The organism is Rhodoferax aquaticus, from assembly GCF_006974105.1.
Classification (GTDB): domain Bacteria; phylum Pseudomonadota; class Gammaproteobacteria; order Burkholderiales; family Burkholderiaceae_C; genus Allorhodoferax; species Allorhodoferax aquaticus_A.
This window is the reverse complement of sequence record NZ_CP036282.1, coordinates 4,058,704-4,073,146: the sequence shown is the minus strand read 5'-3', so window position 1 is coordinate 4,073,146 and position 14,443 is coordinate 4,058,704. Positions and strand designations below refer to the sequence as shown.

The following is a 14,443-nucleotide window of genomic DNA, read 5'->3' as shown; positions in this document are numbered from 1 at the left end:
ATTGGCGTGAAGAAAATACGTGTCATTGTGGTTGATGACTCTGCCTTGGTGCGCAGCTTGGTGTCAGAGATCATTAACCGCGAGAAGGACATGGAGTGCGTCGGCACGGCCAATGACCCCCTGATCGCACGAGAGTTGATCCGAGAGCTAGATCCGGATGTCATCACGCTTGATATTGAAATGCCGAAGATGGATGGCATCGATTTTCTTGGGCGACTGATGCGCTTAAGACCAATGCCCGTTGTCATGATTTCAACGCTTACTGAGCGAGGTGCTGAAGTTACCATGCGTGCTTTGGAGTTGGGCGCTATTGACTTTGTGGCAAAGCCCAGACTAGGCTTGGTTGACGGAATCAATGAGTTAGCGGGGCAAATCGTCGACAAGGTACGTGTTGCCGCTTCGGCTCATATTCGTAGGCTGCCTTCTGCCGGGCCAGTAACTTCTGATGAAAGTAGCGCGAAGCCCCAACGGCTATCTTCCACGCTAATCGGGCGAGTCTCTACGGAAAAGATGATCTGTATTGGAGCCTCCACTGGCGGAACCGAAGCAATTAAAGAGGTGTTGACCCAGCTACCCGCAGACGCCCCTGGCGTCGTCATTACTCAGCATATGCCCCCGGGATTTACAACGAGCTTTGCGGCCAGACTCAATAATCTTTGCCAGATTACGGTTCAAGAAGCCGTCAATGGAGGGCGTATTTTGCCTGGGCACGCATATATCGCACCAGGAGGGAAGCAGTTTTCCGTAAGCCGCAGTGGTGCCAATTACCTTTGTGTTGTCGAAGATGGTGAACTCGTAAATCGACACCGACCATCTGTGGAGGTGTTGTTCAAGTCGGTTTCCAAAGTTGTAGGGCGAAATGCATATGGCATCATGTTGACCGGTATGGGGGCTGACGGCGCAAAGGCCATGAAGGAAATGAAAGATGCGGGTAGCTACAACTATGTTCAAGATGAAGCCAGTTGCATAGTCTTCGGGATGCCTAGAGAGGCTATTCTTTGTGGGGCAGCTGACGAGGTACTGAGCCTGACTGCAATTGCCCCTGCGCTCTTGAAGCGCTTGTCTGGAAGCACTGACCGATACAGGGTTTGATGCTTCCCTTTGCATTTTTACTAGAACTAAGAATTAGTTTTAGTAAAAATGCAAAATGCGTGTTATACTTTAAGGCTTCGCTGATCGCAGCGTCTTAAAAGAAGGTAGTTGAAAGACTGCTTGGTTCGTTAAAAATTTACAGCCGATAAGTGTGGGCGTTTGAAGGCGATTGCCAAGTTCTTCGGAACTATGTCTTAACTGACATACAAACGCTCATGAAGTAAAAAAGATGTGAAATTCGTCAAAGAAAATCACGTCGATTCCAATTTATGAGTGGCTCGAGAGAGCAAAAAATTCAAGATCGAACTATAGAGTTTGATCCTGGCTCAGATTGAACGCTGGCGGCATGCCTTACACATGCAAGTCGAACGGCAGCACGGGAGCAATCCTGGTGGCGAGTGGCGAACGGGTGAGTAATATATCGGAACGTGCCCAGTCGTGGGGGATAACGCAGCGAAAGCTGTGCTAATACCGCATACGATCTACGGATGAAAGCGGGGGACTCGCAAGAGCCTCGCGCGATTGGAGCGGCCGATATCAGATTAGCTAGTTGGTGAGGTAAAGGCTCACCAAGGCGACGATCTGTAGCTGGTCTGAGAGGACGACCAGCCACACTGGAACTGAGACACGGTCCAGACTCCTACGGGAGGCAGCAGTGGGGAATTTTGGACAATGGGCGCAAGCCTGATCCAGCAATGCCGCGTGCAGGATGAAGGCCTTCGGGTTGTAAACTGCTTTTGTACGGAACGAAACGGTCTGCCCTAATACGGTGGGCTAATGACGGTACCGTAAGAATAAGCACCGGCTAACTACGTGCCAGCAGCCGCGGTAATACGTAGGGTGCGAGCGTTAATCGGAATTACTGGGCGTAAAGCGTGCGCAGGCGGTTATATAAGACAGATGTGAAATCCCCGGGCTCAACCTGGGACCTGCATTTGTGACTGTATAGCTAGAGTACGGTAGAGGGGGATGGAATTCCGCGTGTAGCAGTGAAATGCGTAGATATGCGGAGGAACACCGATGGCGAAGGCAATCCCCTGGACCTGTACTGACGCTCATGCACGAAAGCGTGGGGAGCAAACAGGATTAGATACCCTGGTAGTCCACGCCCTAAACGATGTCAACTGGTTGTTGGGTCTTCACTGACTCAGTAACGAAGCTAACGCGTGAAGTTGACCGCCTGGGGAGTACGGCCGCAAGGTTGAAACTCAAAGGAATTGACGGGGACCCGCACAAGCGGTGGATGATGTGGTTTAATTCGATGCAACGCGAAAAACCTTACCCACCTTTGACATGTACGGAAGTCGCTAGAGATAGCTTCGTGCTCGAAAGAGAGCCGTAACACAGGTGCTGCATGGCTGTCGTCAGCTCGTGTCGTGAGATGTTGGGTTAAGTCCCGCAACGAGCGCAACCCTTGTCATTAGTTGCTACATTTAGTTGGGCACTCTAATGAGACTGCCGGTGACAAGCCGGAGGAAGGTGGGGATGACGTCAAGTCCTCATGGCCCTTATAGGTGGGGCTACACACGTCATACAATGGCTGGTACAAAGGGTTGCCAACCCGCGAGGGGGAGCTAATCCCATAAAGCCAGTCGTAGTCCGGATCGCAGTCTGCAACTCGACTGCGTGAAGTCGGAATCGCTAGTAATCGTGGATCAGAATGTCACGGTGAATACGTTCCCGGGTCTTGTACACACCGCCCGTCACACCATGGGAGCGGGTTCTGCCAGAAGTAGTTAGCCTAACCGCAAGGAGGGCGATTACCACGGCAGGGTTCGTGACTGGGGTGAAGTCGTAACAAGGTAGCCGTATCGGAAGGTGCGGCTGGATCACCTCCTTTCTGGAAACTGCAATTTAATTTGAACGCTCACACTTATCGGTTGTTGGAAGGTTGTCGCTGAGGACTTAACTTGAACTCATGTTCAGGCTTGGTAAAAAGTGACCGGCTTGGGTCTGTAGCTCAGTTGGTTAGAGCACTGTGTTGATAACGCAGGGGTCGTTGGTTCGAGACCAACCAGACCCACCAATGTCGTTCAAGAGCGTCATCCAACGCCTTCTGGCTAAGATTTTGAATTCCTTGCGGAATTGGGGGTGTAGCTCAGCTGGGAGAGCGGCTGCTTTGCAAGCAGTAGGTAGCGGGTTCGAGTCCTGTCACCTCCACCAATCTTTTAATTTCTTATCTGATTAGTATTAATCAACACCAAAGTTGCTTCGAAAGAGGCTGCTTTGTTGTTGATCGGGATTACCTGATCAATCGGCTGTTCTTTAACAATTTATAGAGTTTAATCAGCGTTGCTAACTTTAAGCTGCGTGAGGAAACTGCACATTCGTAAAGGTTTAGTGCAGACCGTGCCTTGCGTAGTTGTTAGCAACAATTTTTGATTGCGTCAAAATGAATATCAAACTTTGTTTGAAATTCGAAAGTAAGTTAGACGAGTTTTTTACGAAAGTAAGAGGCGGCGTCATTTACGGCATAACGCGATTGGTGAAAGACCAATCAAACATTCCTTGAAAACAACTTTAAATCTCGCAAGAGAAGTCAAAGTTATAGGGTCAAGTGAATAAGAGCACATGGTGGATGCCTTGGCAATGATAGGCGACGAAGGACGTGATAGCCTGCGATAAGCTTCGGGGAGCTGGCAAATTAGCTTTGATCCGGAGATTTCCGAATGGGGAAACCCACCCTTAGGGGTATCGCATACTGAATACATAGGTATGCGAGGCGAACCGGGTGAACTGAAACATCTCAGTAGCTCGAGGAAAAGACATCAACCGAGATTCCGAAAGTAGTGGCGAGCGAAATCGGAGAAGCCTGCAAGTGATAGCACAAGACATAACGGAACAGCCTGGAAATGCTGGCCATAGCGGGTGATAGCCCCGTACGTGAAATGACCTGTGTGGTACTGAGCTTGCGAAAAGTAGGGCGGGACACGAGAAATCCTGTCTGAATATGGGGGGACCATCCTCCAAGGCTAAATACTCATCATTGACCGATAGTGAACTAGTACCGTGAGGGAAAGGCGAAAAGAACCCCGGGAGGGGAGTGAAATAGATCCTGAAACCGTGTGCTTACAAAAAGTAGGAGCCCGCAAGGGTGACTGCGTACCTTTTGTATAATGGGTCAGCGACTTACATTCAGTGGCAAGGTTAACCGAATAGGGAAGCCGTAGAGAAATCGAGTCCGAATAGGGCGAATTAGTCGCTGGGTGTAGACCCGAAACCAAGTGATCTATCCATGGCCAGGATGAAGGTGCCGTAACAGGTACTGGAGGTCCGAACCGACTAGTGTTGCAAAACTAGCGGATGAGCTGTGGATAGGGGTGAAAGGCTAAACAAACTTGGAAATAGCTGGTTCTCTCCGAAAACTATTTAGGTAGTGCCTCAAGTATTACCGTCGGGGGTAGAGCACTGTTTTGGCTAGGGGGTCATGGCGACTTACCAAACCAATGCAAACTCCGAATACCGACGAGTACAGCTTGGGAGACAGAGCACCGGGTGCTAACGTCCGGACTCAAGAGGGAAACAACCCAGACCGCCAGCTAAGGTCCCTAAAATTGGCTAAGTGGGAAACGAAGTGGGAAGGCTAAAACAGTCAGGATGTTGGCTTAGAAGCAGCCATCATTTAAAGAAAGCGTAATAGCTCACTGATCGAGTCGTCCTGCGCGGAAGATGTAACGGGGCTAAGCCAGTTACCGAAGCTGCGGATTTGCAATTTATTGCAAGTGGTAGGAGAGCGTTCTGTAAGCCTGTGAAGGTGCGTTGTAAAGCGTGCTGGAGGTATCAGAAGTGCGAATGCTGACATGAGTAGCGTTAAAGGGGGTGAAAAGCCCCCTCGCCGTAAGCGCAAGGTTTTCTACGCAACGTTCATCGGCGTAGAGTGAGTCGGCCCCTAAGGCGAGGCAGAGATGCGTAGTTGATGGGAAACAGGTCAATATTCCTGTACCGATGTGTAGTGCGATGTGGGGACGGAGAAGGTTAGCTCAGCCAACTGTTGGATATGTTGGTTCAAGCCTGTAGTCGTGCCTGGTAGGTAAATCCGCCGGGCTTAGATGAGGGGTGATAACGAGGCTGCTTGCAGCCGAAGTGAGTGATACCCTGCTTCCAGGAAAAGCCACTAAGCTTCAGCTACACACGACCGTACCGCAAACCGACACTGGTGCGCGAGATGAGTATTCTAAGGCGCTTGAGAGAACTCAGGAGAAGGAACTCGGCAAATTGACACCGTAACTTCGGAAGAAGGTGTGCCTTTAGTAGGTGAAGGGATTTACTCCTGGAGCCCAATGAGGTTGCAAAAAATCGGTGGCTGCGACTGTTTATTAAAAACACAGCACTCTGCAAACACGAAAGTGGACGTATAGGGTGTGACGCCTGCCCGGTGCTGGAAGATTAAATGATGGGGTGCAAGCTCTTGATTGAAGTCCCAGTAAACGGCGGCCGTAACTATAACGGTCCTAAGGTAGCGAAATTCCTTGTCGGGTAAGTTCCGACCTGCACGAATGGCGTAACGATGGCCACACTGTCTCCTCCTGAGACTCAGCGAAGTTGAAATGTTTGTGATGATGCAATCTCCCCGCGGAAAGACGGAAAGACCCCATGAACCTTTACTGTAGCTTTGTATTGGACTTTGAACAGATCTGTGTAGGATAGGTGGGAGGCTTTGAAGTAGGGTCGCTAGATCTTATGGAGCCAACGTTGAAATACCACCCTGGTGTGTTTGAGGTTCTAACCTAGGTCCATTATCTGGATCGGGGACAGTGCATGGTAGGCAGTTTGACTGGGGCGGTCTCCTCCCAAAGCGTAACGGAGGAGTTCGAAGGTACGCTAGTTACGGTCGGACATCGTGACGATAGTGCAATGGCATAAGCGTGCTTAACTGCGAGACTGACAAGTCGAGCAGATGCGAAAGCAGGACATAGTGATCCGGTGGTTCTGTATGGAAGGGCCATCGCTCAACGGATAAAAGGTACTCTGGGGATAACAGGCTGATACCGCCCAAGAGTTCATATCGACGGCGGTGTTTGGCACCTCGATGTCGGCTCATCTCATCCTGGGGCTGTAGCCGGTCCCAAGGGTATGGCTGTTCGCCATTTAAAGAGGTACGTGAGCTGGGTTTAAAACGTCGTGAGACAGTTTGGTCCCTATCTTCCGTGGGCGCTGCAGATTTGAGGAAGCCTGCTCCTAGTACGAGAGGACCGGAGTGGACACACCTCTGGTGTATCGGTTGTCACGCCAGTGGCATTGCCGAGTAGCTAAGTGTGGAAGAGATAACCGCTGAAAGCATCTAAGCGGGAAACTCGTTTCAAGATGAGATCTGCCGGGGCCTTGAGCCCCCTAAAGAGTCGTTCAAGACCAGGACGTTGATAGGTCGGGTGTGGAAGCGCAGTAATGCGTTAAGCTAACCGATACTAATTGCTCGTGCGGCTTGACCCTATAACTTTGATCGTTAGATCAAGGAAGTTATGCCAAGTTGACGCATTCAAAAATCCTGACAGTACGCAAGTACACAGGTTCGTTAAATCGATGAAGCTGATTAGCTCTATAAATTGGTTGTCTTGACTGGTTCATTCCACATCAAGATGACAAAAAGTTATGCCTGACGACCATAGCGAGTTGGTACCACTCCTTCCCATCCCGAACAGGACCGTGAAACGACTCTGCGCCAATGATAGTGCGGATCCCCGTGTGAAAGTAGGACATCGTCAGGCTATTCAACCGAAAACGCCCCCTGTGATCAGGGGGCGTTTTTACTAGAACTAAGAATTAGTTTTAGTAAAAACGCAAAATGCGTGTTATACTTTAAGGCTTCGCTGATCGCAGCGTCTTAAAAGAAGGTAGTTGAAAGACTGCTTGGTTCGTTAAAAATTTACAGCCGATAAGTGTGGGCGTTTGAAGGCAATTGCCAAGTTCTTCGGAACTATGTCTTAACTGACATACAAACGCTCATGAAGTAAAAAAGATGTGAAATTCGTCAAAGAAAATCACGTCGATTCCAATTTATGAGTGGCTCGAGAGAGCAAAAAATTCAAGATCGAACTATAGAGTTTGATCCTGGCTCAGATTGAACGCTGGCGGCATGCCTTACACATGCAAGTCGAACGGCAGCACGGGAGCAATCCTGGTGGCGAGTGGCGAACGGGTGAGTAATATATCGGAACGTGCCCAGTCGTGGGGGATAACGCAGCGAAAGCTGTGCTAATACCGCATACGATCTACGGATGAAAGCGGGGGACTCGCAAGAGCCTCGCGCGATTGGAGCGGCCGATATCAGATTAGCTAGTTGGTGAGGTAAAGGCTCACCAAGGCGACGATCTGTAGCTGGTCTGAGAGGACGACCAGCCACACTGGAACTGAGACACGGTCCAGACTCCTACGGGAGGCAGCAGTGGGGAATTTTGGACAATGGGCGCAAGCCTGATCCAGCAATGCCGCGTGCAGGATGAAGGCCTTCGGGTTGTAAACTGCTTTTGTACGGAACGAAACGGTCTGCCCTAATACGGTGGGCTAATGACGGTACCGTAAGAATAAGCACCGGCTAACTACGTGCCAGCAGCCGCGGTAATACGTAGGGTGCGAGCGTTAATCGGAATTACTGGGCGTAAAGCGTGCGCAGGCGGTTATATAAGACAGATGTGAAATCCCCGGGCTCAACCTGGGACCTGCATTTGTGACTGTATAGCTAGAGTACGGTAGAGGGGGATGGAATTCCGCGTGTAGCAGTGAAATGCGTAGATATGCGGAGGAACACCGATGGCGAAGGCAATCCCCTGGACCTGTACTGACGCTCATGCACGAAAGCGTGGGGAGCAAACAGGATTAGATACCCTGGTAGTCCACGCCCTAAACGATGTCAACTGGTTGTTGGGTCTTCACTGACTCAGTAACGAAGCTAACGCGTGAAGTTGACCGCCTGGGGAGTACGGCCGCAAGGTTGAAACTCAAAGGAATTGACGGGGACCCGCACAAGCGGTGGATGATGTGGTTTAATTCGATGCAACGCGAAAAACCTTACCCACCTTTGACATGTACGGAAGTCGCTAGAGATAGCTTCGTGCTCGAAAGAGAGCCGTAACACAGGTGCTGCATGGCTGTCGTCAGCTCGTGTCGTGAGATGTTGGGTTAAGTCCCGCAACGAGCGCAACCCTTGTCATTAGTTGCTACATTTAGTTGGGCACTCTAATGAGACTGCCGGTGACAAGCCGGAGGAAGGTGGGGATGACGTCAAGTCCTCATGGCCCTTATAGGTGGGGCTACACACGTCATACAATGGCTGGTACAAAGGGTTGCCAACCCGCGAGGGGGAGCTAATCCCATAAAGCCAGTCGTAGTCCGGATCGCAGTCTGCAACTCGACTGCGTGAAGTCGGAATCGCTAGTAATCGTGGATCAGAATGTCACGGTGAATACGTTCCCGGGTCTTGTACACACCGCCCGTCACACCATGGGAGCGGGTTCTGCCAGAAGTAGTTAGCCTAACCGCAAGGAGGGCGATTACCACGGCAGGGTTCGTGACTGGGGTGAAGTCGTAACAAGGTAGCCGTATCGGAAGGTGCGGCTGGATCACCTCCTTTCTGGAAACTGCAATTTAATTTGAACGCTCACACTTATCGGTTGTTGGAAGGTTGTCGCTGAGGACTTAACTTGAACTCATGTTCAGGCTTGGTAAAAAGTGACCGGCTTGGGTCTGTAGCTCAGTTGGTTAGAGCACTGTGTTGATAACGCAGGGGTCGTTGGTTCGAGACCAACCAGACCCACCAATGTCGTTCAAGAGCGTCATCCAACGCCTTCTGGCTAAGATTTTGAATTCCTTGCGGAATTGGGGGTGTAGCTCAGCTGGGAGAGCGGCTGCTTTGCAAGCAGTAGGTAGCGGGTTCGAGTCCTGTCACCTCCACCAATCTTTTAATTTCTTATCTGATTAGTATTAATCAACACCAAAGTTGCTTCGAAAGAGGCTGCTTTGTTGTTGATCGGGATTACCTGATCAATCGGCTGTTCTTTAACAATTTATAGAGTTTAATCAGCGTTGCTAACTTTAAGCTGCGTGAGGAAACTGCACATTCGTAAAGGTTTAGTGCAGACCGTGCCTTGCGTAGTTGTTAGCAACAATTTTTGATTGCGTCAAAATGAATATCAAACTTTGTTTGAAATTCGAAAGTAAGTTAGACGAGTTTTTTACGAAAGTAAGAGGCGGCGTCATTTACGGCATAACGCGATTGGTGAAAGACCAATCAAACATTCCTTGAAAACAACTTTAAATCTCGCAAGAGAAGTCAAAGTTATAGGGTCAAGTGAATAAGAGCACATGGTGGATGCCTTGGCAATGATAGGCGACGAAGGACGTGATAGCCTGCGATAAGCTTCGGGGAGCTGGCAAATTAGCTTTGATCCGGAGATTTCCGAATGGGGAAACCCACCCTTAGGGGTATCGCATACTGAATACATAGGTATGCGAGGCGAACCGGGTGAACTGAAACATCTCAGTAGCTCGAGGAAAAGACATCAACCGAGATTCCGAAAGTAGTGGCGAGCGAAATCGGAGAAGCCTGCAAGTGATAGCACAAGACATAACGGAACAGCCTGGAAATGCTGGCCATAGCGGGTGATAGCCCCGTACGTGAAATGACCTGTGTGGTACTGAGCTTGCGAAAAGTAGGGCGGGACACGAGAAATCCTGTCTGAATATGGGGGGACCATCCTCCAAGGCTAAATACTCATCATTGACCGATAGTGAACTAGTACCGTGAGGGAAAGGCGAAAAGAACCCCGGGAGGGGAGTGAAATAGATCCTGAAACCGTGTGCTTACAAAAAGTAGGAGCCCGCAAGGGTGACTGCGTACCTTTTGTATAATGGGTCAGCGACTTACATTCAGTGGCAAGGTTAACCGAATAGGGAAGCCGTAGAGAAATCGAGTCCGAATAGGGCGAATTAGTCGCTGGGTGTAGACCCGAAACCAAGTGATCTATCCATGGCCAGGATGAAGGTGCCGTAACAGGTACTGGAGGTCCGAACCGACTAGTGTTGCAAAACTAGCGGATGAGCTGTGGATAGGGGTGAAAGGCTAAACAAACTTGGAAATAGCTGGTTCTCTCCGAAAACTATTTAGGTAGTGCCTCAAGTATTACCGTCGGGGGTAGAGCACTGTTTTGGCTAGGGGGTCATGGCGACTTACCAAACCAATGCAAACTCCGAATACCGACGAGTACAGCTTGGGAGACAGAGCACCGGGTGCTAACGTCCGGACTCAAGAGGGAAACAACCCAGACCGCCAGCTAAGGTCCCTAAAATTGGCTAAGTGGGAAACGAAGTGGGAAGGCTAAAACAGTCAGGATGTTGGCTTAGAAGCAGCCATCATTTAAAGAAAGCGTAATAGCTCACTGATCGAGTCGTCCTGCGCGGAAGATGTAACGGGGCTAAGCCAGTTACCGAAGCTGCGGATTTGCAATTTATTGCAAGTGGTAGGAGAGCGTTCTGTAAGCCTGTGAAGGTGCGTTGTAAAGCGTGCTGGAGGTATCAGAAGTGCGAATGCTGACATGAGTAGCGTTAAAGGGGGTGAAAAGCCCCCTCGCCGTAAGCGCAAGGTTTTCTACGCAACGTTCATCGGCGTAGAGTGAGTCGGCCCCTAAGGCGAGGCAGAGATGCGTAGTTGATGGGAAACAGGTCAATATTCCTGTACCGATGTGTAGTGCGATGTGGGGACGGAGAAGGTTAGCTCAGCCAACTGTTGGATATGTTGGTTCAAGCCTGTAGTCGTGCCTGGTAGGTAAATCCGCCGGGCTTAGATGAGGGGTGATAACGAGGCTGCTTGCAGCCGAAGTGAGTGATACCCTGCTTCCAGGAAAAGCCACTAAGCTTCAGCTACACACGACCGTACCGCAAACCGACACTGGTGCGCGAGATGAGTATTCTAAGGCGCTTGAGAGAACTCAGGAGAAGGAACTCGGCAAATTGACACCGTAACTTCGGAAGAAGGTGTGCCTTTAGTAGGTGAAGGGATTTACTCCTGGAGCCCAATGAGGTTGCAAAAAATCGGTGGCTGCGACTGTTTATTAAAAACACAGCACTCTGCAAACACGAAAGTGGACGTATAGGGTGTGACGCCTGCCCGGTGCTGGAAGATTAAATGATGGGGTGCAAGCTCTTGATTGAAGTCCCAGTAAACGGCGGCCGTAACTATAACGGTCCTAAGGTAGCGAAATTCCTTGTCGGGTAAGTTCCGACCTGCACGAATGGCGTAACGATGGCCACACTGTCTCCTCCTGAGACTCAGCGAAGTTGAAATGTTTGTGATGATGCAATCTCCCCGCGGAAAGACGGAAAGACCCCATGAACCTTTACTGTAGCTTTGTATTGGACTTTGAACAGATCTGTGTAGGATAGGTGGGAGGCTTTGAAGTAGGGTCGCTAGATCTTATGGAGCCAACGTTGAAATACCACCCTGGTGTGTTTGAGGTTCTAACCTAGGTCCATTATCTGGATCGGGGACAGTGCATGGTAGGCAGTTTGACTGGGGCGGTCTCCTCCCAAAGCGTAACGGAGGAGTTCGAAGGTACGCTAGTTACGGTCGGACATCGTGACGATAGTGCAATGGCATAAGCGTGCTTAACTGCGAGACTGACAAGTCGAGCAGATGCGAAAGCAGGACATAGTGATCCGGTGGTTCTGTATGGAAGGGCCATCGCTCAACGGATAAAAGGTACTCTGGGGATAACAGGCTGATACCGCCCAAGAGTTCATATCGACGGCGGTGTTTGGCACCTCGATGTCGGCTCATCTCATCCTGGGGCTGTAGCCGGTCCCAAGGGTATGGCTGTTCGCCATTTAAAGAGGTACGTGAGCTGGGTTTAAAACGTCGTGAGACAGTTTGGTCCCTATCTTCCGTGGGCGCTGCAGATTTGAGGAAGCCTGCTCCTAGTACGAGAGGACCGGAGTGGACACACCTCTGGTGTATCGGTTGTCACGCCAGTGGCATTGCCGAGTAGCTAAGTGTGGAAGAGATAACCGCTGAAAGCATCTAAGCGGGAAACTCGTTTCAAGATGAGATCTGCCGGGGCCTTGAGCCCCCTAAAGAGTCGTTCAAGACCAGGACGTTGATAGGTCGGGTGTGGAAGCGCAGTAATGCGTTAAGCTAACCGATACTAATTGCTCGTGCGGCTTGACCCTATAACTTTGATCGTTAGATCAAGGAAGTTATGCCAAGTTGACGCATTCAAAAATCCTGACAGTACGCAAGTACACAGGTTCGTTAAATCGATGAAGCTGATTAGCTCTATAAATTGGTTGTCTTGACTGGTTCATTCCACATCAAGATGACAAAAAGTTATGCCTGACGACCATAGCGAGTTGGTACCACTCCTTCCCATCCCGAACAGGACCGTGAAACGACTCTGCGCCAATGATAGTGCGGATCCCCGTGTGAAAGTAGGACATCGTCAGGCTATTCAACCGAAAACGCCCCCTGTGATCAGGGGGCGTTTTTACTAGAACTAAGAATTAGTTTTAGTAAAAACGCAAAATGCGTGTTATACTTTAAGGCTTCGCTGATCGCAGCGTCTTAAAAGAAGGTAGTTGAAAGACTGCTTGGTTCGTTAAAAATTTACAGCCGATAAGTGTGGGCGTTTGAAGGCAATTGCCAAGTTCTTCGGAACTATGTCTTAACTGACATACAAACGCTCATGAAGTAAAAAAGATGTGAAATTCGTCAAAGAAAATCACGTCGATTCCAATTTATGAGTGGCTCGAGAGAGCAAAAAATTCAAGATCGAACTATAGAGTTTGATCCTGGCTCAGATTGAACGCTGGCGGCATGCCTTACACATGCAAGTCGAACGGCAGCACGGGAGCAATCCTGGTGGCGAGTGGCGAACGGGTGAGTAATATATCGGAACGTGCCCAGTCGTGGGGGATAACGCAGCGAAAGCTGTGCTAATACCGCATACGATCTACGGATGAAAGCGGGGGACTCGCAAGAGCCTCGCGCGATTGGAGCGGCCGATATCAGATTAGCTAGTTGGTGAGGTAAAGGCTCACCAAGGCGACGATCTGTAGCTGGTCTGAGAGGACGACCAGCCACACTGGAACTGAGACACGGTCCAGACTCCTACGGGAGGCAGCAGTGGGGAATTTTGGACAATGGGCGCAAGCCTGATCCAGCAATGCCGCGTGCAGGATGAAGGCCTTCGGGTTGTAAACTGCTTTTGTACGGAACGAAACGGTCTGCCCTAATACGGTGGGCTAATGACGGTACCGTAAGAATAAGCACCGGCTAACTACGTGCCAGCAGCCGCGGTAATACGTAGGGTGCGAGCGTTAATCGGAATTACTGGGCGTAAAGCGTGCGCAGGCGGTTATATAAGACAGATGTGAAATCCCCGGGCTCAACCTGGGACCTGCATTTGTGACTGTATAGCTAGAGTACGGTAGAGGGGGATGGAATTCCGCGTGTAGCAGTGAAATGCGTAGATATGCGGAGGAACACCGATGGCGAAGGCAATCCCCTGGACCTGTACTGACGCTCATGCACGAAAGCGTGGGGAGCAAACAGGATTAGATACCCTGGTAGTCCACGCCCTAAACGATGTCAACTGGTTGTTGGGTCTTCACTGACTCAGTAACGAAGCTAACGCGTGAAGTTGACCGCCTGGGGAGTACGGCCGCAAGGTTGAAACTCAAAGGAATTGACGGGGACCCGCACAAGCGGTGGATGATGTGGTTTAATTCGATGCAACGCGAAAAACCTTACCCACCTTTGACATGTACGGAAGTCGCTAGAGATAGCTTCGTGCTCGAAAGAGAGCCGTAACACAGGTGCTGCATGGCTGTCGTCAGCTCGTGTCGTGAGATGTTGGGTTAAGTCCCGCAACGAGCGCAACCCTTGTCATTAGTTGCTACATTTAGTTGGGCACTCTAATGAGACTGCCGGTGACAAGCCGGAGGAAGGTGGGGATGACGTCAAGTCCTCATGGCCCTTATAGGTGGGGCTACACACGTCATACAATGGCTGGTACAAAGGGTTGCCAACCCGCGAGGGGGAGCTAATCCCATAAAGCCAGTCGTAGTCCGGATCGCAGTCTGCAACTCGACTGCGTGAAGTCGGAATCGCTAGTAATCGTGGATCAGAATGTCACGGTGAATACGTTCCCGGGTCTTGTACACACCGCCCGTCACACCATGGGAGCGGGTTCTGCCAGAAGTAGTTAGCCTAACCGCAAGGAGGGCGATTACCACGGCAGGGTTCGTGACTGGGGTGAAGTCGTAACAAGGTAGCCGTATCGGAAGGTGCGGCTGGATCACCTCCTTTCTGGAAACTGCAATTTAATTTGAACGCTCACACTTATCGGTTGTTGGAAGGTTGTCG

General features: G+C 50.3%; 1 protein-coding gene, 4 tRNA genes and 7 rRNA genes. All 12 read left to right on the top strand.

The window, feature by feature from the left end; all coding sequences use genetic code 11:
* Window positions 1-6: 6 nt before the first annotated feature.
* The 12 genes from EXZ61_RS18840 to EXZ61_RS18785 all read left to right on the top strand — a co-directional run bounded on the left by EXZ61_RS18840 (window position 7) and on the right by EXZ61_RS18785 (window position 14,386).
* Window positions 7-1,092, top strand: coding sequence for a protein-glutamate methylesterase/protein-glutamine glutaminase (locus tag EXZ61_RS18840; RefSeq protein ID WP_142813308.1), 1,086 nt, complete (start codon window positions 7-9; stop codon window positions 1,090-1,092).
* 303 nt (window positions 1,093-1,395) lie between these two features.
* Window positions 1,396-2,932 (top strand): 16S ribosomal RNA (locus EXZ61_RS18835).
* A gap of 109 nt (window positions 2,933-3,041) precedes the next feature.
* Window positions 3,042-3,118 (top strand) — tRNA-Ile (locus EXZ61_RS18830).
* A gap of 61 nt (window positions 3,119-3,179) precedes the next feature.
* Window positions 3,180-3,255: transfer RNA gene (locus EXZ61_RS18825), tRNA-Ala, on the top strand.
* A 388-nt stretch (window positions 3,256-3,643) separates the two neighbouring features.
* A 23S ribosomal RNA gene (locus EXZ61_RS18820) occupies window positions 3,644-6,522 on the top strand.
* A gap of 162 nt (window positions 6,523-6,684) precedes the next feature.
* Window positions 6,685-6,797: ribosomal RNA gene (gene rrf / locus EXZ61_RS18815) — 5S ribosomal RNA — on the top strand.
* 325 nt (window positions 6,798-7,122) lie between these two features.
* Window positions 7,123-8,659, top strand: a 16S ribosomal RNA gene (locus tag EXZ61_RS18810).
* Between the two features lie 109 nt (window positions 8,660-8,768).
* Window positions 8,769-8,845: transfer RNA gene (locus tag EXZ61_RS18805), tRNA-Ile, on the top strand.
* 61 nt (window positions 8,846-8,906) lie between these two features.
* Window positions 8,907-8,982: transfer RNA gene (locus EXZ61_RS18800), tRNA-Ala, on the top strand.
* Between the two features lie 388 nt (window positions 8,983-9,370).
* Window positions 9,371-12,249 (top strand): 23S ribosomal RNA (locus tag EXZ61_RS18795).
* Between the two features lie 162 nt (window positions 12,250-12,411).
* Window positions 12,412-12,524, top strand: a 5S ribosomal RNA gene (gene rrf, locus EXZ61_RS18790).
* Between the two features lie 325 nt (window positions 12,525-12,849).
* Window positions 12,850-14,386: ribosomal RNA gene (locus EXZ61_RS18785) — 16S ribosomal RNA — on the top strand.
* Together the 16S, 23S and 5S rRNA genes with 4 tRNA genes alongside form the textbook arrangement of a ribosomal RNA operon.
* Window positions 14,387-14,443: the final 57 nt, after the last annotated feature.